26 protein-coding genes are annotated in these 21,536 nt (G+C 69.4%); 8 read left to right on the top strand and 18 right to left on the bottom strand.

Going from position 1 to position 21,536, the window contains the following annotated elements; translation table 11 throughout:
* The first annotated feature begins 1 nt into the window (after nt 1).
* The 3 genes from DRV85_RS08600 to DRV85_RS08590 all read left to right on the top strand — a co-directional run bounded on the left by DRV85_RS08600 (nt 2) and on the right by DRV85_RS08590 (nt 2,506).
* The gene (locus tag DRV85_RS08600) at nt 2-574 is read left to right on the top strand and encodes a cob(I)yrinic acid a,c-diamide adenosyltransferase (RefSeq protein ID WP_113289033.1); all 573 of its coding nucleotides are present in this window, start codon (nt 2-4) and stop codon (nt 572-574) included.
* Between the two features lie 247 nt (nt 575-821).
* Nucleotides 822-1,580, top strand: coding sequence for an electron transfer flavoprotein subunit beta/FixA family protein (locus DRV85_RS08595; RefSeq protein ID WP_113289032.1), 759 nt, complete (start codon nt 822-824; stop codon nt 1,578-1,580).
* Nucleotides 1,580-2,506 (top strand): electron transfer flavoprotein subunit alpha/FixB family protein, encoded by a 927-nt coding sequence (locus DRV85_RS08590; protein WP_113289031.1) that lies wholly within the window; start codon nt 1,580-1,582, stop codon nt 2,504-2,506. The genes DRV85_RS08595 and DRV85_RS08590 overlap by 1 nt, the downstream gene beginning before the upstream one ends.
* Before the next feature lie 54 nt (nt 2,507-2,560).
* Here DRV85_RS08590 and DRV85_RS08585 read toward each other — a convergent pair whose 3' ends face one another.
* Nucleotides 2,561-3,394, bottom strand: coding sequence for a DUF6473 family protein (locus DRV85_RS08585; RefSeq protein ID WP_113289030.1), 834 nt, complete (start codon nt 3,392-3,394; stop codon nt 2,561-2,563).
* A gap of 160 nt (nt 3,395-3,554) precedes the next feature.
* Between DRV85_RS08585 and DRV85_RS08580 the strand changes: the two genes are divergently transcribed.
* Nucleotides 3,555-4,430: a 3-hydroxybutyryl-CoA dehydrogenase gene (locus DRV85_RS08580; RefSeq protein WP_113289029.1), complete on the top strand. Its 876-nt coding sequence runs from the start codon at nt 3,555-3,557 to the stop codon at nt 4,428-4,430.
* Nucleotides 4,431-4,503: 73 nt separating this feature from the next.
* Here DRV85_RS08580 and DRV85_RS08575 read toward each other — a convergent pair whose 3' ends face one another.
* The 7 genes from DRV85_RS08575 to DRV85_RS08545 are packed head-to-tail and all read right to left on the bottom strand — an operon-like array spanning nt 4,504 to nt 9,928.
* Entirely contained in the window at nt 4,504-5,379 is an 876-nt protein-coding gene (locus DRV85_RS08575; protein ID WP_113289215.1) for a lysophospholipid acyltransferase family protein, read from the bottom strand.
* 59 nt (nt 5,380-5,438) lie between these two features.
* Nucleotides 5,439-5,720, bottom strand: coding sequence for an HPr family phosphocarrier protein (locus DRV85_RS08570; RefSeq protein WP_113289028.1), 282 nt, complete (start codon nt 5,718-5,720; stop codon nt 5,439-5,441).
* 8 nt (nt 5,721-5,728) lie between these two features.
* A complete protein-coding gene (locus DRV85_RS08565; RefSeq protein ID WP_113289027.1) occupies nt 5,729-6,121 on the bottom strand; it encodes a PTS sugar transporter subunit IIA in 393 nt (130 codons plus the stop codon).
* Complete coding sequence (rapZ, locus tag DRV85_RS08560) at nt 6,118-7,050, bottom strand: RNase adapter RapZ (RefSeq protein WP_113289026.1); 933 nt, start codon at nt 7,048-7,050, stop codon at nt 6,118-6,120. The genes DRV85_RS08565 and rapZ overlap by 4 nt, the downstream gene beginning before the upstream one ends.
* A 10-nt stretch (nt 7,051-7,060) precedes the next feature.
* A complete protein-coding gene (locus DRV85_RS08555; protein ID WP_233495445.1) occupies nt 7,061-7,483 on the bottom strand; it encodes an HPr kinase/phosphorylase in 423 nt (140 codons plus the stop codon).
* Between the two features lie 37 nt (nt 7,484-7,520).
* Nucleotides 7,521-9,200 carry a sensor histidine kinase gene (locus DRV85_RS08550; RefSeq protein ID WP_233495444.1) on the bottom strand — a complete coding sequence of 560 codons (1,680 nt, stop codon included), beginning with the start codon at nt 9,198-9,200 and terminating at the stop codon, nt 7,521-7,523.
* A gap of 26 nt (nt 9,201-9,226) precedes the next feature.
* Nucleotides 9,227-9,928 (bottom strand): response regulator transcription factor, encoded by a 702-nt coding sequence (locus DRV85_RS08545; protein ID WP_113289023.1) that lies wholly within the window; start codon nt 9,926-9,928, stop codon nt 9,227-9,229.
* A gap of 359 nt (nt 9,929-10,287) precedes the next feature.
* Between DRV85_RS08545 and DRV85_RS08540 the strand changes: the two genes are divergently transcribed.
* Both DRV85_RS08540 and DRV85_RS08535 read left to right on the top strand, forming a co-directional pair.
* Nucleotides 10,288-11,886, top strand: coding sequence for a phosphoenolpyruvate carboxykinase (locus DRV85_RS08540; protein WP_113289022.1), 1,599 nt, complete (start codon nt 10,288-10,290; stop codon nt 11,884-11,886).
* On the top strand, nt 11,883-12,611 hold the full coding sequence (locus DRV85_RS08535; RefSeq protein ID WP_158540129.1) for a DUF429 domain-containing protein: 729 nt from the start codon (nt 11,883-11,885) through the stop codon (nt 12,609-12,611). The genes DRV85_RS08540 and DRV85_RS08535 overlap by 4 nt, the downstream gene beginning before the upstream one ends.
* Here the strand turns inward: DRV85_RS08535 and DRV85_RS08530 are convergent.
* Nucleotides 12,608-13,348: a sulfite exporter TauE/SafE family protein gene (locus DRV85_RS08530; RefSeq protein WP_233495443.1), complete on the bottom strand. Its 741-nt coding sequence runs from the start codon at nt 13,346-13,348 to the stop codon at nt 12,608-12,610. The two genes, DRV85_RS08535 and DRV85_RS08530, sit on opposite strands and share 4 nt — an antisense overlap.
* A gap of 174 nt (nt 13,349-13,522) precedes the next feature.
* Here DRV85_RS08530 and DRV85_RS08525 point away from each other — a divergent pair, with 174 nt between their 5' ends.
* The gene (locus tag DRV85_RS08525) at nt 13,523-15,211 is read left to right on the top strand and encodes an acyl-CoA dehydrogenase family protein (RefSeq protein WP_113289019.1); all 1,689 of its coding nucleotides are present in this window, start codon (nt 13,523-13,525) and stop codon (nt 15,209-15,211) included.
* Between the two features lie 153 nt (nt 15,212-15,364).
* On the opposite strand, the gene DRV85_RS08520 is transcribed toward DRV85_RS08525, so the two are convergent.
* The 4 genes from DRV85_RS08520 to DRV85_RS08505 form a co-directional block, all read right to left on the bottom strand.
* Complete coding sequence (locus DRV85_RS08520; protein WP_158540128.1) at nt 15,365-15,796, bottom strand: mechanosensitive ion channel; 432 nt, start codon at nt 15,794-15,796, stop codon at nt 15,365-15,367.
* Nucleotides 15,797-16,201: 405 nt separating this feature from the next.
* Nucleotides 16,202-16,678 carry a TrmO family methyltransferase domain-containing protein gene (locus DRV85_RS08515; protein ID WP_113289017.1) on the bottom strand — a complete coding sequence of 159 codons (477 nt, stop codon included), beginning with the start codon at nt 16,676-16,678 and terminating at the stop codon, nt 16,202-16,204.
* The gene (gene recO, locus DRV85_RS08510) at nt 16,675-17,403 is read right to left on the bottom strand and encodes a DNA repair protein RecO (RefSeq protein WP_113289214.1); all 729 of its coding nucleotides are present in this window, start codon (nt 17,401-17,403) and stop codon (nt 16,675-16,677) included. The genes DRV85_RS08515 and recO overlap by 4 nt, the downstream gene beginning before the upstream one ends.
* A gap of 68 nt (nt 17,404-17,471) precedes the next feature.
* Complete coding sequence (locus DRV85_RS08505) at nt 17,472-17,804, bottom strand: DUF1491 family protein (RefSeq protein ID WP_113289016.1); 333 nt, start codon at nt 17,802-17,804, stop codon at nt 17,472-17,474.
* Nucleotides 17,805-17,903: 99 nt separating this feature from the next.
* Between DRV85_RS08505 and DRV85_RS19145 the strand changes: the two genes are divergently transcribed.
* Nucleotides 17,904-18,077, top strand: coding sequence for a hypothetical protein (locus tag DRV85_RS19145; protein WP_158540127.1), 174 nt, complete (start codon nt 17,904-17,906; stop codon nt 18,075-18,077).
* Here the strand turns inward: DRV85_RS19145 and era are convergent.
* The 5 genes from era to acpS all read right to left on the bottom strand — a co-directional run bounded on the left by era (nt 18,074) and on the right by acpS (nt 21,534).
* On the bottom strand, nt 18,074-18,988 hold the full coding sequence (gene era / locus DRV85_RS08500) for a GTPase Era (protein ID WP_113289015.1): 915 nt from the start codon (nt 18,986-18,988) through the stop codon (nt 18,074-18,076). The two genes, DRV85_RS19145 and era, sit on opposite strands and share 4 nt — an antisense overlap.
* Entirely contained in the window at nt 18,985-19,671 is a 687-nt protein-coding gene (rnc, locus tag DRV85_RS08495; RefSeq protein ID WP_113289014.1) for a ribonuclease III, read from the bottom strand. Before rnc ends, era begins: the two co-directional genes overlap by 4 nt.
* The gene (gene lepB / locus DRV85_RS08490) at nt 19,668-20,504 is read right to left on the bottom strand and encodes a signal peptidase I (protein ID WP_113289013.1); all 837 of its coding nucleotides are present in this window, start codon (nt 20,502-20,504) and stop codon (nt 19,668-19,670) included. The genes rnc and lepB overlap by 4 nt, the downstream gene beginning before the upstream one ends.
* 77 nt (nt 20,505-20,581) lie before the next feature.
* On the bottom strand, nt 20,582-21,067 hold the full coding sequence (locus tag DRV85_RS08485; protein WP_113289012.1) for a hypothetical protein: 486 nt from the start codon (nt 21,065-21,067) through the stop codon (nt 20,582-20,584).
* Nucleotides 21,068-21,108: 41 nt separating this feature from the next.
* Nucleotides 21,109-21,534, bottom strand: coding sequence for a holo-ACP synthase (acpS, locus tag DRV85_RS08480; RefSeq protein WP_113289011.1), 426 nt, complete (start codon nt 21,532-21,534; stop codon nt 21,109-21,111).
* Between the last annotated feature and the right edge of the window lie 2 nt (nt 21,535-21,536).

Raw genomic sequence — 21,536 nt, 5'->3', positions numbered from 1 at the left:
AATGGTGGTTCTGAACAAGATCTACACCCGGACGGGCGACACGGGCGACACCGCCCTTGGCGACGGCAGCCGCGTGGCCAAGCACGCGCTGCGCGTCACCGCCTACGGCACCGCGGACGAGCTGAACGCAACGCTCGGCGTCGCGCGGCTGCACGCGGAGGGCGAGATGGACGCGCAGCTCGCGCGCATCCAGAACGACCTCTTCGATCTGGGCGCCGATCTCTGCTGCCCCGACATGGAGCGCGACGCCGAGGCCGAGTACCCGCGCCTGCGCATGGCCGACGCGCAGGTGACGCGGCTGGAGAACGAGATCGACGCGATGAACGCGCGGCTCGAACCCCTGCGCAGCTTCATCCTGCCGGGCGGTTCGGCGCTCTCGGCGCATCTGCACATTTGCCGCACGGTGGCGCGGCGCGCGGAGCGCCAGGCGGTCGAACTCGCCACGATGGAGCATGTGAACCCCGCCGCGGTGAAATACCTCAACCGCCTGTCGGACTGGTTCTTCGTCGCGGCCCGCATCGCCAACGACGAGGGCCGCGCCGACGTGCTCTGGGTTCCGGGGGCGAACCGGTGAGCGCAGCGAACCGGCGGGCCGTCCGGTGGACGGACCGGCCAAGGCAAGCGCGAAGCGCCGGCCCGAAGGGCGGGGGCGAACCGGCGGGCCGGAACGAGGCGGCGGCAGGGATGCGCGAACGCGACGTTCCGCGCGCCCCGGGTGACGATTTTGCCCTGTCGCCCGGCGGAATGAGACGCTAAGACCCCGCGGCAGGACGGAGACGCAGCCGGGACGCCGGCGCGCCAAGCAAGGGAGAGACACGCCGATGAAGGTACTCGTGCCTGTGAAGCGCGTGATCGACTACAACGTGAAGGTTCGCGTGAAGGCGGACGGATCGGGCGTCGATCTCGCCAACGTCAAGATGTCGATGAACCCCTTCGACGAGATCGCCGTCGAAGAGGCCATCCGCCTGAAGGAGGCCGGCAAGGTCGAGGAGGTCGTCGCCGTCTCGATCGGTGTGAAGCAGGCGCAGGAGACGCTGCGCACCGCGCTCGCCATGGGCGCCGACCGCGCCATCCTGATCGTCGCCGCCGACGACGTGCACCAGGACATCGAGCCGCTCGCCGTCGCCAAGCTGCTCGCCAAGGTCATCGAGGAGGAAGAGCCCGGTCTCGTGCTCTGCGGCAAGCAGGCCATCGACAACGACATGAACGCCACCGGGCAGATGCTCTCGGCGCTTCTGGGCTGGAGCCAGGCGATGTATGCCAACAAGGTCGAGATCGAGGGCGATCATGCAGTCGTCACCCGCGAGGTGGACGGCGGCCTGCAGACCGTGAAGGTCAAGATGCCCACGATCATCTCGACCGACCTGCGCCTCAACGAGCCGCGCTATGCCTCTCTGCCCAACATCATGAAGGCGAAGAAGAAGCCGCTCGACGAAAAGACCGCCGCCGACTACGGCGTCGACGTCGCGCCGCGCCTCGAGGTGGTCAAGACCGCCGAGCCGCCGACGCGCAAGGCGGGCGAGATGGTGGGCTCGGTCGACGAGCTGGTGTCGAAACTCAAGGAAGCGGGGGTGGTGTGATGGCCGTTCTCCTGATCGCTGAAATCAACGACGGCACGCTGGCGATGGACGCCACGTCCAAGGCGATGACCGCGGCGAAGCAGCTGGGCGAGGTCACGGTTCTGGCCGCCGGCGCCAAGGCCGCCGACGCCGCCGCCGAGGCCGCCAAGATCGACGGCGCGGCCAAGGTGCTTTGCGCCGAGGATCCGCTCTACGGCCACCGCTTGGCAGAACCCACCGCGGCGCTGATCGCGGAGCTGGCCAAGGACTACGATCACATCGTGGCGCCGGCCACCACCGACGCCAAGAACATCCTGCCGCGCGTCGCGGCGCTGCTCGACGTGATGGTGATCTCGGACGTCACGGCGGTGGTCGATGCCGACACCTTCGAACGCCCGATCTACGCCGGCAACGCCATGCAGACGGTGAAGTCCTCGGACGCGAAGAAGGTGCTCACGGTGCGCACCTCGACCTTCGACGCGGCCGGCCAGGGCGGCTCCGCCCCGGTCGAGACCATCGGCGCCGCGGCCGATCCGGGCCTCAGCGAATGGGTCGAGGACAAGGTGGCCGAAAGCGACCGGCCCGAGCTGACCTCTGCCGGGATCGTCGTCTCGGGCGGGCGCGGCATCGGCTCCGAGGAGGACTTCAAGATCATCGAGCAGCTCGCCGACAAGCTCGGCGCGGCCGTGGGCGCAAGCCGCGCCGCAGTCGATTCGGGCTTTGCTCCGAACGACTGGCAGGTGGGCCAGACCGGCAAGGTCGTGGCGCCCGAGCTCTATATCGCCGTGGGCATCTCGGGCGCGATCCAGCATCTGGCGGGCATGAAGGATTCCAAGATCATCGTCGCGATCAACAAGGACGAGGAAGCGCCGATCTTCCAGGTGGCCGACTACGGTCTGGTGGCCGATCTCTTCCAGGCCGTCCCGGAGCTGACGGAAAAGCTCTGAGCCGGACCACCGGCTTGGACAGGCCCGCGCCGGTGTCCCCGGCGCGGGCCTTTCTCATTGTTGAGGCAGATGCGCGCGCAGCACCGGCAGCAGCGCATCCGCCACCTCCTGATGCGCCTGCGGCCCCGGAAGCTGCGCGGCGGCAGGCGCTTCGAGCGGCGGGAAGACCATGCCACAGGTGCCCTCGCCCCGCGCCGCCGGCCCCGGCACCGCCTCTACCACAGCGGCGAGACGCGGCCGCAGGGCCTCGATCATCCCGCGGTCGACGAAGAGCGGCTCGGGCGATTGCGGGCTGCCCGCACGCTCGGGGGGCGGCGCGGCCGCGAACCAAAGCAGCACGACCGGCGCTTCGACACGATCGAGCAGCGCCTCCATCCGGGCCACCCAGGTCTCGCGCAGGCCCGAGCGCAGGCGCCCGAAATGCTCGGGCGCGCGCCGTGCGAGCGCGCCGGTCATGTGGCGCGTGAAATGGAACTCGGTGAAGTCGGTCGCCGGAAACAGGTGGCGCATCAGCGGCGTGGGCCCCAGGAACCGATCGTTGCGGCGCGGGTGCACGCGGTAATAGCGGTTGCTGAGGTTCTGCGCGCCCATCGCCTGAACGATCGTGAGCCTCGCGCGCGACGCCGCCTCGAGCACCTGCGGCTCGCCGAGGAAGCTGTCGAGTCCGGCGTTCACCCCGCCGAAGTTGACGCAGGGAAGCCCCGCCGCCGCTTCGAGCCGCGCAGGCCAAGGCCGCGCCACATATTTCCCATAGGTTTCCGTGCCGCCGAGACAAGCGACGTAGTCGCCCGAGAGCGGTCGGGCCGGCCCGCGGAACAGCATCCGCGAGCGCCCGTAGCGGCACGGCGCATAGTCGAGCCCCCCCGGGCCCGGTGCGTCGTAGCTCATCTTTCCCACCAGTCTTCGTCACCCGGCGTGCAGACTGCGCGACGGATCTTGCGAAAGGCTTAAGCCGCGAAATCCCGACAAATCCCACGCACCCGCGCGGCCTTGGCATCCGGGTCCGCGCTGCATATGGTCGCGGCGCAGCGAACAGGGGATGAAACGCATGGATATCCGGAGCGTGGGGGTCGTCGGCGCGGGGCAGATGGGCAACGGGATCGCCCATGTGATGGCGCTCGCCGGCTACGAGGTGCTGCTCAACGACCTCGACAAGGAGACCCTCGACGCCGCGCTCGAACGGATCGCGCGCAACATGGATCGACAGGTCAGGGGCGGCAAGGTTTCCGAGCAGGACAAGGAAGCCGCGCTCGCGCGGATCAAGACCACGCTCGAGCTCACGGATCTGGGACGCTGCGACCTGATCATCGAGGCGGCCACCGAGCGCGAGGAGATCAAGCAGAAGATCTTCGACACCCTTCTGCCCCACCTCAAGCCCGAGACGATCCTGACCTCCAACACCTCTTCCATTTCGATCACCCGGCTGGCGAGCCGCACGGACCGGCCCGAGCGCTTCATGGGCTTTCACTTCATGAACCCGGTGCCTGTGATGCAACTCGTCGAACTGATCCGCGGGATCGCCACGGACGAGGCCACCTTTCAAGCCTGCAAGGCCGTGGTGGACCGGCTGGGCAAGACGGCGGCCAGCGCCGAGGACTTCCCCGCCTTCATCGTCAACCGCATCCTGATGCCGATGATCAACGAGGCGGTCTATACGCTCTACGAGGGGGTGGGCAGCGTGCAGTCCATCGATCAGTCGATGAAGCTCGGGGCCAATCATCCGATGGGGCCGCTGGAGCTTGCCGATTTCATCGGGCTCGACACCTGCCTCGCCATCATGAACGTGCTGCACGACGGGCTCGCGGACACGAAGTATCGCCCCTGCCCGCTGCTGACGAAATACGTCGAGGCGGGCTGGCTCGGGCGAAAGACCAAGCGCGGCTTCTACGACTACCGGGGCGAGACGCCGGTGCCCACGCGCTGAGCGGCGCGCTCTTCGCCCCTGCCGGGGCTCATCGCCGGGACAGCGAGGACGCCCGTCAGGGCGGACGAGCGGCTCAGCCTGCCCGCAGCGCCAGTGTCCGCTCGCGCAGCCAGGCGACGAAGCCGCGCGGATTGCTGGCCCAGGCCTCGATCTCGGTGCGTTCTATGGGCGCGCCCACGACCGGCGCCTGCGGCTTGTTCAGTGCATGCGCCACCTCGTGCAGCAGCAGCCCCTGCCGCAGCGTCGGCGAGATCCGGTTCGCCATCTGGTACCAGCGCGAATTCGCCCCCGGAAAGAAGATCGGCACCACCCGCGCGCCGGACCGCTGGATCATCTTGGCGGTGAAGGGATTCCATTCCGCCTCGACCGCGGGGCCGAACATCGTCTCGGAGGCCGCCACAACGCCGGAGGGAAACAGTACGATCGCCCCGCCCTGACCGAGATGGGTCATCGCGCGACGCCGCATCTCGAGGTTCTGCTGAAGCGCGTCCTCCTCGTGCGCGAAGGGCACGGGTATCATGAACTCCTCGACCTCGCCGACGCCGGTGAGCAGCGAGCGCGTGAGGATCTTGTAGTCGGTGCGCCGGCGGCCCACGAGCTCGGCCAGCACGATGCCGTCCACCAGCCCGTGAGGATGGTTCGCGGTCACGACGAGCGGCCCCTCGGCGGGAATCCGGGCGATCTGCTCGGGCGGGGTGAGCAGCTCGATTCCCATGACCTCCAGCGCCTGGCGCCAGAAAGGCTGGCCGACCGGCACGCCCATCGCCTCGAACTTGCGGATCAGGCGGAGGAGCTTGAGCTTTCCGGTCATCAGCTCCATCGCCTGGATGGTCTTGACCTTGACCGGGTTGGTGAACGTGTTCGCGTAGCTCAGGCGGCGCCGATCGTAGGGCTGATCGTGAAACGACCCGTCGCCCTGCCGGGCCGGGCGGTCGGGCTGGCCGTGCATCAGCATGGAGCGGTGCTGGGAGCTTTCGACCAACGGGCTGCCTCCGGTCCGGTTCAGGCTCACATCTCCTCGCCGAAACGGTTGGCGACCAGCGCCTCCACCGCATCGGCGAGCGCCGTCGCGTCGGGCCCGGACGCGTGGAGCTCGATCGTGCTTCCCCTGGACGCGCCCAGCATCAGCAAGCCCATGATGGAGTCGCCCGAGGCGGAAAGACCGTCGCGGCTTATTTCGGCCATCGCGTCGAAGCCCTCGACGACCTCCACAAGTTTCGCGGAGGCCCGCGCATGAAGCCCCTTCTCGTTGACGATCGTCAAGGTGCGATGGACGGTCTCGCTCGGCATGAGGGGGTTTAGTCCGCCGAAACGTTCTGGCTGTCAATATACTTCCGGCCGGCCTCCAGCGCGCAGCGCACGGCCTCGCCGACGGGCTTGTTGCGGCTCTTGGCGAGCTTGATCAGCATGGGCAGATTGGCGCCGTAGAGGATGCGGCGGTTCTCCGGCGCGCAGGCGCGCAGACTCAGGTTGGAGGGCGACCCGCCGAACATGTCGGTCACGACGACCACGCCGTCGCCGGAATCCACCGCGTCGGCCGCGGCGACGATCTCGGCCTGTTTGGCGGCGCGGTCGTGATCCGGCTCGATCGCGATGGCCCGGATGCCGCGCTGCTTGCCCATCACATGCTCGATGGCGGCGAGATATTCCCGCGCAAGCCCCCCATGGGCGACGATGACGATCCCGATCACGCGGTCCCCTTTGCGCTTGCGGCGGGGGGCCCGGGGCGCGCCGGAGGCGCCGCCGGCCCTGCACGCTCCAGCTCGCGGTGACGAATTGACACCTGCCAGCCGTCCTCTGCAAGAGCGGCCGCCATGCGCTCGGCCAGCGCGACGGAGCGGTGCCGCCCGCCGGTGCAACCGAAGCCGAGGCCGAAATGCGTCTTGCCCTCCTCGCGGTAGGCCGGCAGCAGAAGCCGCGTCAGATCCAGCACGCGGTCGAAGAAAGGGGCGAAGCGCGGATCGGACGCGACATGGGCCTGAACGGAGGCGTCGCGCCCGTCGAGTGCCCGGAGTGCGGGCGTCCAGTAGGGATTCGCCAGAAACCGGCCGTCGAAGATCATGTCGAGGCCGCGGGGCAGGCCGCGCTTGTAGCTGAAGGAATGCACCGTCACGACGAGCCCGAGGCCCTTTTCGACCGAGAACAGGCGCGCGATCTCAGCACGCAGGTCATGCGGCGTCAGGTCCGAGGTGTCGATGAGAATGTCGGCGCGGGCGCGGACAGGGCGCATCAGGTCCGTCTCGCGCTCGATGCCCGTCTGCGGGTCTTCGGCCGGGGCCAGGGGGTGGCGCCGCCGGGTCTCGGAGAAGCGGCGCAGCAGCACGTCGGCCCGACAGTCGAGATAGAGCAGATCCGCCTCGACGCCCGGGCGCTCCAGGAGCGTTTCCATCAGGTCGAGCAGCGCATCGGGCGCGAAGTCGCGGTTGCGCACATCCAGTCCGAGCGCCAGCGGCCCGCCGATGGGCGGGCCGGCCAGCAGCCGCGGCACGAGGTTGATGGGGATGTTGTCGATCGCTTCGAAACCGAGATCCTCGAGCGCGGCGATCGCGGTGGACCGGCCCGCGCCCGAAGGCCCGGTGACCAGCACCATACGCTGAACCGCTCCGCGTTCCGCTTCCATCTCGTCGTGATCAGGCAAATCTACCACACCGCAGATATTGCAGGATCGCCGCGGGGAAAGCCCGCGTCGCCGGATCGTGAAGCACAGGCACAGCGATGCCCAGAAACCGTGCCATGCGCCGCGGCGGGAGACGCTCGCGCTCCTGCCGCGCGAGGTCCACGGCGAGCGCCACGGGCGCCGGGCCCGCGCGGGGCGCGTGGAGCAGTCCGACCCCACGCGCCTCGATCAGGCCGCCCGCCCGCCGCGGCGGTTCCGCGATCAGCGCGCCGCCCATGCGACGCAGTCGCACGCGATCATCGCCGACGAGCTGGGCGCCCAGCGCCAGAAGTTCGAGCGCGAGCGAGGATTTTCCGCTGCCGGACGGGCCCAGGATGAGCACTGCGCGGCCTTCTGCCGCGACTGCGGAGGCATGCAGCGTCTCCTCCTGCGCCACCGCGCCGTGATCCGGGGCCGGCTCCGGCGGCATCGCGTCAGAGCGGCAGGCCCACGACGAAGCGCGCGCCCAGCGGCTCGGACGTGGGGTCCGCATCGGTCGGGCGGATATTCTCGGCCCAGATCACGCCGCCATGGGCATGCACGATCTGCTCCGAGATCGCGAGCCCGAGGCCCGAATTGTTGCCGAACTCGTTGGCCGGTCGCTCGGAGTAGAAGCGCTTGAAGATCTTCTTCAGCGCGCCTTCGGGGATGCCGGGCCCGGTATCCTCGACCACCACCAGGACGCGGTTGTCACGCTTGCGCGCCCAGAGCCGGATCGCGTCACCATCCTCGCAGAAGCTGATCGCATTGGTGACGAGATTGACGACGACCTGCGCCAGCCGTGCCTCGAGTCCCTGAATGAACACCGGCCCGTCGGGAAGGTCGGTGATGAACTCGACGCCTTTCTCCTGCGCCTGCTGGCCGAGATACTGGCAGAGGTTGTCCAGCATCTTGCGCAGATCGAAGGTCTCCTCGTCCTCCTTGACGAGTTCGCTGTCCAGCCGGGAGGCGTTGGAGATGTCGCTCACCAGCCGGTCGAGCCGGCGCACGTCGTGTTCGATCACGTCGAGCAGCTTTTCGCGGTGGTCCTCGCGCCTGGCGACGCGCAGGGTGCCCACGGCCGACCTGAGCGAGGCGAGAGGGTTCTTTATCTCATGCGCGACATCGGCCGCGAACTGCTCGTTCGCCTCGATCCGGTCGTAGAGCGCCGAGACCATGCCGCGCAGCGCGCCCGAGAGCTGGCCGATCTCGTCGGGACGCGCCGTGAGATCCGGAATGCGGATCCGGCCTGGCCTGCCGAAGCGGCCCTGGTTGCGGGCGCGGCCGCTCTCGGCCGCGGCGGCGAGTTCCGAGATCGGATTGGAGATGGTCGAGGCGAGCACGAGGCTCAGGCCGATGGAGACCAGAATCGCGATCACGAACATCTGCAGCACGCGCTCGCGCTCGGCGCGCACCATCTGGTCGATCTCGCCCGCCGCGCTGGTGACGGCGACGACGCCTGTCGCACCGCCGTCGCGCATGATCGGGGTCGTGACCGAGATGACCGTGCCGCCCTCGGCGTCCAGCCCGGTCTCGACCGCGGCGCGCCCTTCGAGCGCGCTGTCGATCTGTGGCGCGAGCTTCTCCTCGATCGGAAGCGACGTCGGCCCGCCCATCGCGTCGATCGCGCCCTCGACCGCGGTCCAGGCCCCTGCGAGCGCGTCGGTGATGAAGGTACGCGTCGGCGCCTCGCGCAACTCGGACAGACCGCTCGGGGACGCCTGCCCCGCGTCCCGGCCGACGAGGCGGCCATCGGCATCGAAAACGAACACCTCGATCCCACGGCGCAGATCGAGACCGTCGAGGGTTCGCTGCACATCGGGAATGCCTTCGGCACCTTCCGCCTGCGCCTCGAAGACGTCGGCGATGAGTTCGGCCTCGCCGGCCAGTCCGGTGGCGCGCTGCAGCGCGAGGCTCTCGCGCGACCCGTCTAGATAGAGGATGCCGGCGACGAGGATGTTCAGGGCGATGAGGTTGAAGACGATGATCTTGCGCGCGAGCGGCGAGCGTCGCCACGACATGAAGCCCCGCCGCGGGCGCGCCGCCCGCTCCGCCTCGTCGCTCTCGGACTCGGGCGCGACCCAGTCGTCGCCCAGCACGAGATCCTGCTCGCGGTGCGGGGGCGGGCGGCCCAATGCGCTATCTTCCGCGAGCGCCACGACTATTCTTCGTTGTAGCGGTAGCCGATGCCGTAGAGCGTCTCGATCGCCGAGAACTCGCTATCGACGGTGCGCATCTTCTTTCTCAGCCGCTTGATGTGACTGTCGATGGTCCGGTCGTCGACGTAGACCTGATCGTCGTAGGCCACGTCCATCAGCTGATCGCGGCTCTTGACGAAACCCGGCCGTTGGGCCAGCGCCTGCAGCAGAAGGAATTCGGTGACCGTCAGGGTCACGTCCTCGCCCTTCCAGGTGACGGCGTGACGCAGCGGATCCATCGTCAGATGGCCGCGCACCATCACCTTGGACTCGTCCCGCTCGCCCACCGCGTCGCCGGCCACGGCCTCCTGGCGGCGCAGCAACGCGCGGATGCGCTCGACCAGCAGGCGCTGCGAGAACGGCTTCTTCACGTAGTCGTCCGCGCCCATGCGCAGGCCCAGCACCTCGTCGATCTCGTCGTCCTTCGAGGTGAGGAAGATCACCGGCATCGACGATTTCTGCCGCAGCCGCTGCAACAGGTCCATCCCGTCCATGCGCGGCATCTTGATGTCGAGAACGGCCATGTCCGGCAGCTTGCGGCTGAACGCCTCGAGCGCCGATTGTCCGTCGTTGTAGGTGTCGACCTCGAAGCCTTCGGCCTCGAGCGTCATGGACACCGATGTCAGGATGTTCCTGTCGTCGTCCACAAGGGCGATCCGGGACATGGGTGTTTCCTTGCTCTGCTCTTGCGCCTGCCTGTCATTTTCCATCTTCATGGTCGTTTCGGGCTTTACAATCAATCCCAAATCGCGAATCGGCCTGCCGTGTGTCTGATTCCAGACACAATTCCTGAAGCAATGGCTAAATTGCCTCACCCCGCGGAACGCTGCATCGGCATGATTGCGCTAAACCTGGGCTGGTTGCGCTAACAGCTTCCGAGGCTGCTGTTCAGCCCGCCAAAACCCGTGCTAAGCCCACAGCGTTGCCCGGCAGGCGCGCGGCCGTTCAGGCCCCGAGCGTGCCGCCAGGGTCAGCTGCAGGACGGACAGAGGCGGCGCCAGAGCGGCCAGAGGAGCAAGGCACCATGACCATCGGACGGGTGAACCCCGAGTTCCGGCTCGAACATCAGGGGATCGAGGGTTTGGGAGAGGTTCACTACAACCTGATCGAGCCCGCGCTGATCGAAGCCGCGCTCAAGCGCGGCGAGGGCCGGCTGGGCCTGGGGGGCACCTTCCTCGTGAGCACCGGCAAGTTCACCGGCCGTTCGCCCAGGGACAAGCATGTGGTCAACACGCCGGACGTGGCCGAGCACATCTGGTGGGACAACAACGCCGAGATGTCGCCCGAGGGCTTCGATGCGCTCTACGCCGACATGCTCGATCACCTGCGCGGGCGCGACGTCTTCGTGCAGGACCTGGTGGCGGGCGCCGATCCGGCCTACTCGATCGACGTGCGCGTGGTCACCGAGCTTGCCTGGCACGGCCTCTTCATAAGGCACCTGCTGCGCCGTCCCGAGCGCGCGGCGCTCGACCGCTTCACCGCAGATTTCACGGTCATCAATGTCCCGTCCTTCCGGGCCGACCCCGCGCGTCACGACTGCCGGTCGGACACCGTCATCGCGATGAACTTCGCCCGGAAGACGATCCTGATCGGCGGCACGGAGTACGCGGGCGAGAACAAGAAGTCGGTCTTCACCCTGCTCAACTACATCCTGCCCGAGAAGGGTATCATGCCGATGCACTGCTCGGCCAACCACGCGCCCGGCAACCCGGTGGACACCGCCGTGTTCTTCGGGCTCTCGGGCACCGGCAAGACGACGCTCTCGGCCGATCCCGCGCGCGTCCTGATCGGCGACGACGAGCACGGCTGGTCCGACCGCGGCACCTTCAACTTCGAGGGCGGCTGCTACGCCAAGACGATCAATCTCGACCCCGAGGCAGAGCCAGAGATCTACGCCACCACGCGCAAGTTCGGCACGGTGATCGAGAACATGGTCTACGACGAGGAGACGCTCGCGCTCGATTTCGAGGACGACTCGCTCACCGCCAACACGCGGTGCGCCTACCCGCTGGAGTATATCTCGAACGCCTCCGAGACCGCGCTCGGCGGGCATCCGAAGAACGTGATCATGCTGACCTGCGACGCCTTCGGGGTGCTGCCGCCGATCGCGCGGCTGAGTCCGGCGCAGGCGATGTATCACTTCCTGTCGGGCTTCACCGCCAAGGTTGCCGGCACCGAGCGCGGCGTGACCGAGCCGCAGCCCACCTTCTCGACCTGCTTCGGCGCGCCCTTCATGCCGCGGCGCCCCGAAGTCTACGGCAACCTCCTGCGCGAGAAGATCGCGCGGCATGGCGCCACCTGCTGGCTGGTCAACACCGGCTGGACCGGCGGCGCCTACGGCACCGGCTCGCGGATGCCGATCAAGGCCACCCGTGCCCTGCTGAGCGCCGCCCTCGACGGCTCGCTCGCCGACGCGCAGTTCCGCAAGGATCCGAACTTCGGCTTCGAGGTTCCGGTCGCCGTGCCGGGGGTCGCGGAAGTGCTGCTCGACCCGCGCCGCACCTGGGACGACCCCGAGGCCTATGACGCGCAGGCCCGCAAGCTGGTGGGCATGTTCGCCGAGAACTTCGAGCAATACGTGCCCTACATCGACGACGACGTGAAGGCGGCGGCGATCGGGTGACGGCCACGATCGCCGGGGTGGACGGCTGCCCTGGCGGCTGGCTCGCCGTGCTGGTCGGCGGGCTTGGGCCGCGCGCGGCCCGGGCCGCGATAGTCCCGGATCTCCCGGCCCTCCTCGAGGCGGAGGCCGCGCTGATCGGCATCGACATGCCGATCGGCCTGATGGAGACGCCGGGACAGGCGCGCTCCGCAGACCTCGCCGCGCGCGCCTTTCTGGCCGAACGGAACCTGGAGGGCAACCGTGCCCCCGGGTCGCGCGTCTTCGCCGCGCCGAGCCGCGCGCATCTGGACGTGCTCCGCGCGGGCGGCGGGTATCCCGCAATCCGCGCCGCGTTTCCGCAGGGACGGCGCCTTTCGAAGCAGTGCTTCAACATCTGCGACCGGATCGCGGCGCTCGACGATCTCGGCGCCACGCGCCACGTCGACCGGATCTGGGAGGTGCACCCCGAGATCTCTTTTGCGGCGCTCGCCGGACGGACGCTCGCGCCCAAGAAGTCGCCCGCGGGACGCCGCGCGCGGCATCAGGCGCTTTCGCGCATCGGCTTCGACCTCGACGAGCTGGGCGCGTCGCTGGGGCGCAAGGCGCGGCGCTGGAATGCCGACGACCTGCTGGATGCCTGCGCCGCCGCCTGGTCCGTCCTCCGCATCGCGCGCGGCGCGCATCGCACCCTGCCCGATCCGCCCGAGCGCGACAGCCGGGGCCATCGCATGGCGATCCACTACTAGCCCAGAACGCCGCGGCGGATCAGGTTCAAGCCCGCCAGCAACAGCACCACCAGCGTGGCCCGGCGGAAGGCAGCCTGGTCGATCCGGTCCTGCAGACGGTAGCCCAGCCACATCCCGGCCAGCGCCGCAGGCACGAGCACGGCCGAGAAGGCCATGCTGTGGCGCGTCACGACGCCCGATCCGGTATGCGCGATCACGAGCGCGACCGACCCCAGCAGATAGAGCACGCCCTGGATCCGCATCTGTTCGGCCTTGGGCGTGTCCAGCGCTGTCAGATAGGCCACGACAGGGGGCCCCCAGACTCCCGACAGCCCGCCCAGAGAGCCCGCCAGAACGGCCATCGCAACCTCGATCCGGCGGCTCGCCTCCGACAGCGTGAGCGGCCGGCCCAGAAGCTGCCAGACGGCGAAGAACACCAGCGGCACGCCGATCACCGTCAGCAGCACCGCGGCCGGCAGCACCCCCACCAGCTGCGCCGAGGCGAAGAGACAGAGCGCGCCCACGCCCAGAAAGAGCTTGAACCGTGCGAGGCTGGCCAGCGCCGCGCGCAGCCCGTCGCGCATCCCCTGCCAGGCGTTGGTCGCGAGCGTCGGCAGCATCAGGCCCGCGAGCGCGAGTTCCGGCGCGAGAAAGCTGCCCAGCCCCGAGATCAGGATCATCGGCATGGCGAAACCCACCATGCCCTTCACCACGCCTGCGAAGCTCGCCACGAGGATCGCAAGCGCTATGTCGACCATTGAAAGCAAGTCTGGAAAGCCCATGCTCCGGCCCTTAGCACCGGCCGGGGAGGTCCGCAGCAGGGAAATGCGGCGCGCAACAATCGGTCCGAACGTCGCAGGTTGGGGTATTTTCGTTGCGCTGCAACTGCGAAAGGACTAAGGCAGCGGGGATTGCAGGAGGGATGTGAATCGATGGCTCACGACGGACAGGACCTGAGCGCCGCGCAGGCGGCCGTGCTTCCGGATCTGCTGCGTCTGACCGGCGCAGCCGTCGCGCCGGCGGAGGCGATCCTCGACACCGCCAAGGGGCGCCTGCGCGCCGAGGTCACAGAGGACGGTCGCGTCTCGGGGCGCCTCGTCGAGGCGAACCAGACCGCGGCGCACGGTCTTGCCTGGCTCGCCACTTACGTCGAGGCGCTGCGCCAGATGCAGGCCTGGGCCGAGAAGCTCGAAAGCGAGGGCAGGTTCGGCGAGGTCGAGCAGCTGATCCTGCAGATCGCCTTCGGCGAATACCTCTGGCAGATCTACGGCGGCATCCCGATGAGCCAAGGTGAGATCCTGCGCCTGCAGGACATCGGGCTGTCCCAGGAGGACATGCGCGGCCTGATGGCGCCCGAGGTGATGACCCTGACCCAGCAGGGCAACACGCAAGCGGCGCGCACCCGCCTTGTCGAGCTGATGCAGGAGCGCGCGGCCGAGATCACCGTGGGCGCCAGCGGCCTCGACGATGAGCTCGAGATGATCCGCGAGCAATTCCGCCGCTTCGTGGTGGACAAGGTCGAGCCCCATGCCCACGAGTGGCACCTGAACGACGAGCTGATCCCGATGGAGATCATCGGGGAACTGGCCGAGATGGGCGTCTTCGGCCTGACCATCCCCGAGGAATACGGCGGGCTCGGACTGTCGAAGGCGTCCATGTGCGTGGTCTCGGAGGAGCTCTCGCGCGGCTACATCGGCGTGGGCTCGCTCGGCACCCGGTCCGAGATCGCGGCCGAGCTGATCATCGGCGGCGGCACCGATGCGCAGAAGGAGAAATGGCTGCCCGGCATCGCCAGCGCCGAGGTGCTGCCGACGGCGGTCTTCACCGAGCCCAATACCGGCTCCGACCTGGGCGCGCTGCGCACCCGCGCGGTCAAGGACGACAGCGGCGACTACCGCGTGACCGGCAACAAGACCTGGATCACCCACGCGGCCCGCACCCATGTGATGACGCTGCTCGCCCGCACCGATCCGCAGACCACGGACTACCGCGGGCTGAGCATGTTCCTCGCTGAAAAGACGCCCGGCACGGACGAGCACCCCTTCCCCGACGACGGCATCACCGGCGGCGAGATCGAGGTGCTGGGATACCGCGGCATGAAGGAATACGAGCTGGGCTTCGACGACTTCAAGGTGAAGGGCGAGAACCTGCTCGGCGGGCAGGAGGGGCAGGGCTTCAAGCAGCTGATGGCCACCTTCGAAAGCGCCCGCATCCAGACCGCGGCGCGCGCGGTGGGCGTCGCGCAGTCCGCGCTCGATGTCGCGATGCGCTATGCGCAGGACCGCAAGCAGTTCGGCAAGCCGCTGATCGCCTTCCCGCGCGTCTCGGGCAAGCTCGCCATGATGGCGGTCGAGATCATGGTCGCCCGCCAGCTCACCTATTTCTCGGCCTTCGAGAAGGACGAGGGCCGGCGCTGCGACCTCGAGGCCGGCATGGCGAAGCTCTTGGGCGCGCGCGTCGCCTGGGCCTGCGCCGACAACGGGTTGCAGGTCCACGGCGGCAACGGTTTCGCGCTGGAATACGCGATCAGCCGCATCCTCTGCGACGCGCGCATCCTCAACATCTTCGAGGGCGCGGCCGAGATCCAGGCGCAGGTGATCGCGCGCCGCCTGCTGGGCTGAGGAAAGCCTGCGTCGCGCCCGGGCGAGGCCTGGCGCTGGCCACCTCCGGCGGCATGCGTCGGAAGCCTATCGTGGCCGCTGGGTGCATGCCGGCCGGCCGCGCCCGGTATCGTTCGGCTTCACGCGAGGCAAGCACCCGGGCCGTAACGCCGGTCAGCTCGCCGCGGCCTCCGCCCCGTCGGCCACGGGCGCGATCAGGTTAGCGGGGGAGGACACCTGCACGGTGCGCTTCGGCAACGCGAACTCGACGCCCAGCTCATCGGCCAATGCGATGATGTCGATGACGACCGCGTGCTGCGCCTCGATCTGCGAGCCGTAGGAGCAGACCCGAAGATGGAACATGAGCTCGATGTCGATGGACGAGGCGCCGAAACCCCTCAGCCCCACGTAGAGATCCTCCGGGTAGATCCGAGGCTGATCCAGAAGGATCTCGCGCAGGCGTTCGACGAAGATGTCGAGCGTCTCGCGGGGCGTCTCGTAGCTCAGTCCCACCGCGAGGACGACGGAGGCCGCGCGAGTCTCGGCGACGGTCTCCGCGACCTCGGCGTGCGGCGAACCCAGGATGCCGTGGATGCCGACGACCACGATGTCGCACTCTTAGGCGGCAGGGCTGTCGCCAAGATCGCCCTCGGGCACGCGATTGCAGGTCACCGCGAGCGTGCGCGGGGCATCGGCGCCGAAGGACGCGATGACCCGCTCGATCACCGCACCCGTCGTCGTGTCCGGAAGCTGTCTCGAAAACCTGCGGCACGCAGGTGTCGCCAAAGCTCGGCCCCGGGCCTCGCGGCCGGCGTCCAGCCGCGTCCGCCAGGGTTCGGGCGAGCTCTGGTCGATACGCAGGACATCGTCGCGCGCGCGGCCGTGAGACCCTGATCGACTGCCTCCGGGCCAGCATCACGACCGGCTGGGCTCCCTTGGGGAAACCCGTGATTCGGAAGGATCACGCCTGAGGCAGGAGTACTCGGGACACCAGGAATGATCGCGGCGTGGTCAGGGCCCTGGCGGGCGGTCGACCGTGTCGAGCCACGGCTTGATGTCGAGCAGCGGCGTGCCGTCGAAGGCGTCGGTGGCGTCGATCTCGAGGCGGCCGGTCTCCGCGTCGAGCGTCGTGATCCGCACCAGTTGCAGCGCCACCGGGTTCGGGCGCACGGGCGAGCGCAGGGCGAAGGTGCCGCGCGGGCCCTCGGCGTGGGCCGGCGCCTGCACGATCAGGTCGCGCCGACGGTCACCATACCAGGCCAGCAGCCAGATCCACTGGCCTTCCGCCAAGCCGGCGAGGCCGGGGCGATAGGGCGCGTCGATCTCCAGCCGCGCGTGGCCGCCGCCGCGCTCGCGCGCCTGGCGCAGGTTGCGCGGGCAGTCGCCGGCCCGCCAGGCGGAGCGGATGCGCCCGATCGCCGCCACGCCGGCAAAGGACCGATCGCCCGGATCGAAGCCAAGCGCCTCCTCGCCCGCCCGCGCGGTCATGCCGCCCTCCGCGCGAGCAGTTCCACGAAGCGGCGGCGGGCCTCCGGCACCGGGCGATCGCCCAGGTGCGGGGCGAGGTGGTGGTGCAGGAAATGGCCCGTGGTCCCGAGCGCGAGCGCGACCTCGGCATCCTGCGCCTCGCCCTCGCCCAGCAGACAGGGCGGCAGGGGCAGCAGCCGGTCGGCCCAGTCGCCCGCGCCCGCGCGCGACACCGCGCGCCCGCTGCGCGGCGACACGAAGGCCAGATCCCCGGTCGCGCCGGTCACCGCGCAGGCCGAAAGGTCGAGGCCGAAGCCCATCTCGGCGAGCAGCGCGAGTTCCCATTGCAGATAGCCGAGCGGCCAGAGCTCCCGCTCGGGGAGCAGATCGAGGAGCGCGACGGAGCGGCGGTAGAGTGCGGCATGAGGCGCCCGTTCGGGCAGGCAGAAGGCGAGCAGCGCCGTCACCGACTGCAGGCCCGCCAGCGCGCGCGCGTCGCCCATGGCGAGCGCGGCGCGTGCGCGCAGCGGCTCGACGGTGAAGGCGCCGATGTGCTCGGCCAGGCGGGCGCGCCATGTCACGTCGAGCTGTGCGCCGGGTTGCAGCACCGGGGCCATGCGGCGCGACGCGCCGCCGCGCACGACGCCGGCATGCCGCCCCTGCGTCTCGGTGAAGACCTCCACGATGGCGCTCGATTCGCCATGCCGCCGCGCAGAGAGCAGAAGGCCGCTGTCTCGCCACTCGATCATGGCGTGCAGTATCCCGCGCGGCCGTCCGGCCGGCAAGAGCGCCGGAGCGCGCGGGGCACCCTTCCCTAGTCGGAGAGGCCGGGCGCATCGAGAAGGTGGCGCCCGGCGCGATCCTCGACCTCGATCACCCAGAGATCGGGATCCATTCGCCGCTGACGGGCGAGCGCGGCATCGACCTCGGCGTCGGCCCCCTCTTCCAGCAGCTCCCAGCGCCGCGCGCCGGTCTCGAGATCCCAGCGCCGCGCGAAGGCGCGGGCCTGTCCGTCGAGGGTGTTGAGCTTGACCATCACCGCGCCGGCCTGATCGTCGCCATGCGCCGTGACGAAGGCCGGGATCCCCTCGGCCCGCAGCCGCGCGAGATAGGCCTTCACCCAGAACTCCGCCGTCAGCCGCGCCATGCCGTTTCCCTTCGCTCCGGCACGTCCTTAGCGGCCTCGCGGCCCGGGGGCCAGAGCAGCTGCCTTGCCGGAACGGGGTGCGGGCCTATTCTCCCCGCGATGCCGGTCCTGCCGCTCGTCGCAAAGCTCGCCATCGCGCTCGGGCCCGCCGCCAACCTCGCGGCCGCCGCCGGCGCCTTGCGCGGGGCATGGATCCTGCTTCTGCCGCTCGGCAACCTGGTGCTGCTGGCCGTCGCGGGCTGGGTCGTCTGGCGCTGGCTCGCCGAACGCTAGCTGCCGTCGGAGAAGTCGAGGCCCATTTGCCGGTAGCGCTCAGCTTCGTCCATCCAGCCTTCGCGGACCTTGACCTGCACGAAGAGGTGGACCTTGCGGCCGAGGAACTCCTCGAGCTCTTCGCGCGCGGCCTTGGAAATCGCCTTGACGGTCTCGCCGCGGTGTCCCAGCACAATACCCTTGTGGCCCTCTCGGGCGACGTAGATCACCTGGTCGATGCGCGCCGAGCCGTCCTTGCGCTCCTCCCAACTCTCCGTCTCGACGGTGAGCTGATAGGGCAGCTCCTGGTGCAGGCGCAGCGTCGCCTTCTCGCGGGTCATTTCCGCGGCGATCATGCGCAGCGGCAGATCGGCGATCTGGTCCTCGGGGTAGAGCCAGGGCCCCTCGGGCAGGACGGACGCCAGCCAGCGGCGCAGATCCTCGACGCCGTGCCCCTTCTCGGCGGAGATCATGAAGGTGCGGGCGAAGTCGAAGCGGTCGTTGAGCGCCTTCGACAGTTCCAGCAGCGCTTCGGCTTTCACACGGTCGATCTTGTTGATGGCGAGCGCCACGATCCGTCCCTGCGCGATCTCGGGCAGGCGCTCGAGGATCTCCTCGACGCCCGGCGTGATGCCGCGATGCGCCTCTACGAGCAGCACGACGACATCGGCATCCGCCGCACCGCCCCAGGCCGCGGCGACCATTGCCCGGTCGAGCCTGCGGCGCGGACGGAAGAGGCCGGGGGTGTCCACGAAGATAATCTGCGCCTCGCCCTCGATGGCGACGCCCCGGATCCGCGCGCGGGTGGTCTGCACCTTGTGCGTGACGATCGAGACTTTCGCGCCCACCATGCGGTTGGTGAGCGTGGATTTGCCCGCGTTGGGCTCTCCGATCAGGGCGACGAAGCCCGCCCGGGTCGCCGTGTCGCTCATGTCCCGCTCTCCACTTCGGCCAGCAGCGCCTTCGCCGCGGCATGCTCCGCCAGCCGCTTCGACCCCGCCTCGGCGCGGGCGCTGCGGCCGTCCGAAAGCCGCGCCTCGATGGTGAAGCGGGGCGCATGGTCCGGGCCCTCGCGCGCGACTTCCTCGTAGCTGGGCGGCGGCATGCCGCGACTCTGCGCCCATTCCTGCAGCGCGGTCTTGGCGTCGCGTGCGTCTTCGGCCACGCGCCCGATCCGCTCGCCCCAGAGGCGGAGCACCATGTCGCGCGCCGGCTGGTAGCCCGCGTCGAGATAAACCGCCGCGATCACCGCCTCCATCGCGTCGCCCAGCAGCGCCTGCTTGCGGCGGCCGCCCGAGATCATCTCGGACCGCCCGAGCTTGAGCACCTCGCCCAGCCCCGCCTCGCGCGCGACCTCGGCGCAGGTCTCCTTGCGCACCAGGGCGTTGAACCGCGGCGCGAGCTGGCCCTCGGTGGCTGCCGGATCTGCCGCCAGAAGCGCCTCGGCCATGACGAGACCCAGCACGCGGTCGCCGAGGAATTCCAGCCGCTGGTTGTCCGCGCGCCCGACCGCGGCGAAGGAGCCGTGCGTGACCGCCTGCACCAACAGCGCGGGCCGGGTGAAACGATGCCCGATCCGGCCCTCGAAGGCGCGCAAATCGGCCGAGAGCTTCACTCGATCTTCTCGAAGAATCGGTCGCCGCGCCATGTCCAGAAGAACAGCATGCTGCGTCCCGCGGAGGAGAACATCACCCGGTCCGCCCGGCCGATGAGATCGGTATAGGGCACGAAGCCCACGCCGCCGATCTGCTGCGGCACGCGACTGTCGGAGGAGTTGTCGCGGTTGTCGCCCATCATGAAGTAGTGTCCCTCGGGCACCGTATAGACGGGCGTGTCGTCCGAGGCCTGCCGCCCGATGTTCAGGATCGAGTGCGTCTCGCCATTGGGGAGGGTCTCCTCGAACTTTTCCTTGATGCAGATCGCGCCGGTGCCCACGGGCGCGTTGGCGCAGCGCGGGCGGATGCCCTGCGGCCCCTGGGGCGCCATGATCTCCTCGAAGGTGCCGGCGGGGTCGAGTTCGACGGCCGTGCCGTTGATGTGCAGCCTGCCCTCGCGCATCTGGATGCGGTCGCCGGGCAGCCCCACGATCCGCTTGATGAAATCGCGCCCCGTGACCGGATGGCGGAAGACGGCCACATCGCCCCGCTGCGGCTCGCCGCCGAAGAGCCGGCCGTCTCCGCGCTGGAGCCAGCCGCAGAGATCCTCGGCGTCGATGTCGAGCCCGACCGCGGGAATGCGGACCGAGGGGCAGGAGGCGTAGGAGTAGCCGTAGGACATCTTGTTGACGAAGAGGAAGTCGCCGATCAGCAGCGTGTCCTTCATCGACCCCGATGGAATCCAGAAAGGCTGGAAGAAGAGCGTGCGGAAGACGCCGGCGATCAGCAGCGCATAGACGATCGTCTTCAGCGTCTCGACGATCGAGCCGCCCCAGCTCTTCTCTTCGGCCATGCCTGCGCTCCCCGCCCCTCGTGGTCGCGGGCTACATGAGCGGAGGCGCAGGGGGTGTCAAGCAGAGCGCCGCTGCGTCACGCCTCCGGCGGCACGCAGCCGCGCAGCCGGGCGATCGCCGCCGTCGTCTCGGCCCCCGCGGCGGCAACGGCCCGATCCACCGCGCGGTCGAGCACCACGCCGGGAGCCTCGCGCGCAGCGTTCGTGATCTCGGAGAGGCGCGCGGCGCCCGCGTCGAGCGGCGCCAGCCGAAGCTCGAGCGCGTCCAGCCGGGCCGTCAGCGCCCCGCCGCCGCGATCGCCGGCCCCGGCGCGCAGCGCGGCGATCTCCGCCCGCAGCCCGCCCAGCTCTTCGTTGAGCGCGCCGAGTTCGGCCGCAACCGGCGCGATCCGCTCTGCCGTGCCGGTCAGCGCGCTCTCGAAGCGCTCGGTCACGTCGCTCGCGGAGGCGAGCACGCGCCAGGCGAGAAAGAGGCAGAGCGCGACAAGGACCAGCGTGGCGTTGAGCAGCGCCAGCCCGAGATTGCCAAGCGCGCGCAGCAGACGGTTGGAGGTTTCGGCCATGTCGGTCTCTCCCGCGGTGTCGCCACAGGAGTGTCCCCGCCTCAGCCGCCTTGTCCAGCCTTTCCGGCCGCTGCGGGCCGCGCCTCGATCACGACGAAGGCCTGCGCCCAGGGATGATCGTCGGTCAGCGTGACATGGATCACCGCCTCGTGCCCCTCGGGCGTGAGTTCGGCGAGCCGCCGCGCGGCCCAGCCCGTCACATGCATCACCGGCTGCCCGGTGCGCATGTTCGTCACATGCATGTCCTTCCAGGCGATGCCCATGCGCAGCCCGGTGCCCAGCGCCTTGGAGCATGCCTCCTTCGCGGCCCAGCGCTTGGCGTAGGTGCCGGCGGTATCGCGCCGCCGCTCGGCCTTCTTCTGCTCCGCCTCGGTGAAGACGCGGTTGCGGAAGCGGTCGCCGTAGCGCTCCAGCGTCCGCTCGATGCGCTCGATGTTGGCGAGATCGGTGCCGATGCCGAGGATCATGG

The sequence above is a fragment of the Rhodosalinus halophilus genome (assembly GCF_003298775.1).
Lineage (GTDB): Bacteria > Pseudomonadota > Alphaproteobacteria > Rhodobacterales > Rhodobacteraceae > Rhodosalinus > Rhodosalinus halophilus.
This window is presented reverse-complemented; position numbering and strand designations above follow the sequence as displayed.

What these genes read in the sequence shown, in the direction of transcription:
- DRV85_RS08600 (WP_113289033.1), top strand. Translation starts at nt 2, where the DNA reads ATGGTGGTTCTGAACAAGATCTACACCCGGACGGGCGACACGGGCGAC.
- DRV85_RS08595 (WP_113289032.1), top strand. Translation starts at nt 822, where the DNA reads ATGAAGGTACTCGTGCCTGTGAAGCGCGTGATCGACTACAACGTGAAG.
- DRV85_RS08590 (WP_113289031.1), top strand. Translation starts at nt 1,580, where the DNA reads ATGGCCGTTCTCCTGATCGCTGAAATCAACGACGGCACGCTGGCGATG.
- DRV85_RS08585 (WP_113289030.1), bottom strand. Translation starts at nt 3,394, where the DNA reads ATGAGCTACGACGCACCGGGCCCGGGGGGGCTCGACTATGCGCCGTGC.
- DRV85_RS08580 (WP_113289029.1), top strand. Translation starts at nt 3,555, where the DNA reads ATGGATATCCGGAGCGTGGGGGTCGTCGGCGCGGGGCAGATGGGCAAC.
- DRV85_RS08575 (WP_113289215.1), bottom strand. Translation starts at nt 5,379, where the DNA reads ATGCACGGCCAGCCCGACCGCCCGGCCCGGCAGGGCGACGGGTCGTTT.
- DRV85_RS08570 (WP_113289028.1), bottom strand. Translation starts at nt 5,720, where the DNA reads ATGCCGAGCGAGACCGTCCATCGCACCTTGACGATCGTCAACGAGAAG.
- rapZ (WP_113289026.1), bottom strand. Translation starts at nt 7,050, where the DNA reads ATGGAAGCGGAACGCGGAGCGGTTCAGCGTATGGTGCTGGTCACCGGG.
- DRV85_RS08545 (WP_113289023.1), bottom strand. Translation starts at nt 9,928, where the DNA reads ATGTCCCGGATCGCCCTTGTGGACGACGACAGGAACATCCTGACATCG.
- DRV85_RS08540 (WP_113289022.1), top strand. Translation starts at nt 10,288, where the DNA reads ATGACCATCGGACGGGTGAACCCCGAGTTCCGGCTCGAACATCAGGGG.
- DRV85_RS08530 (WP_233495443.1), bottom strand. Translation starts at nt 13,348, where the DNA reads ATGGTCGACATAGCGCTTGCGATCCTCGTGGCGAGCTTCGCAGGCGTG.
- DRV85_RS08525 (WP_113289019.1), top strand. Translation starts at nt 13,523, where the DNA reads ATGGCTCACGACGGACAGGACCTGAGCGCCGCGCAGGCGGCCGTGCTT.
- DRV85_RS08515 (WP_113289017.1), bottom strand. Translation starts at nt 16,678, where the DNA reads ATGACCGCGCGGGCGGGCGAGGAGGCGCTTGGCTTCGATCCGGGCGAT.
- DRV85_RS08505 (WP_113289016.1), bottom strand. Translation starts at nt 17,804, where the DNA reads ATGGCGCGGCTGACGGCGGAGTTCTGGGTGAAGGCCTATCTCGCGCGG.
- DRV85_RS19145 (WP_158540127.1), top strand. Translation starts at nt 17,904, where the DNA reads ATGCCGGTCCTGCCGCTCGTCGCAAAGCTCGCCATCGCGCTCGGGCCC.
- era (WP_113289015.1), bottom strand. Translation starts at nt 18,988, where the DNA reads ATGAGCGACACGGCGACCCGGGCGGGCTTCGTCGCCCTGATCGGAGAG.
- lepB (WP_113289013.1), bottom strand. Translation starts at nt 20,504, where the DNA reads ATGGCCGAAGAGAAGAGCTGGGGCGGCTCGATCGTCGAGACGCTGAAG.
- DRV85_RS08485 (WP_113289012.1), bottom strand. Translation starts at nt 21,067, where the DNA reads ATGGCCGAAACCTCCAACCGTCTGCTGCGCGCGCTTGGCAATCTCGGG.
- acpS (WP_113289011.1), bottom strand. Translation starts at nt 21,534, where the DNA reads ATGATCCTCGGCATCGGCACCGATCTCGCCAACATCGAGCGCATCGAG.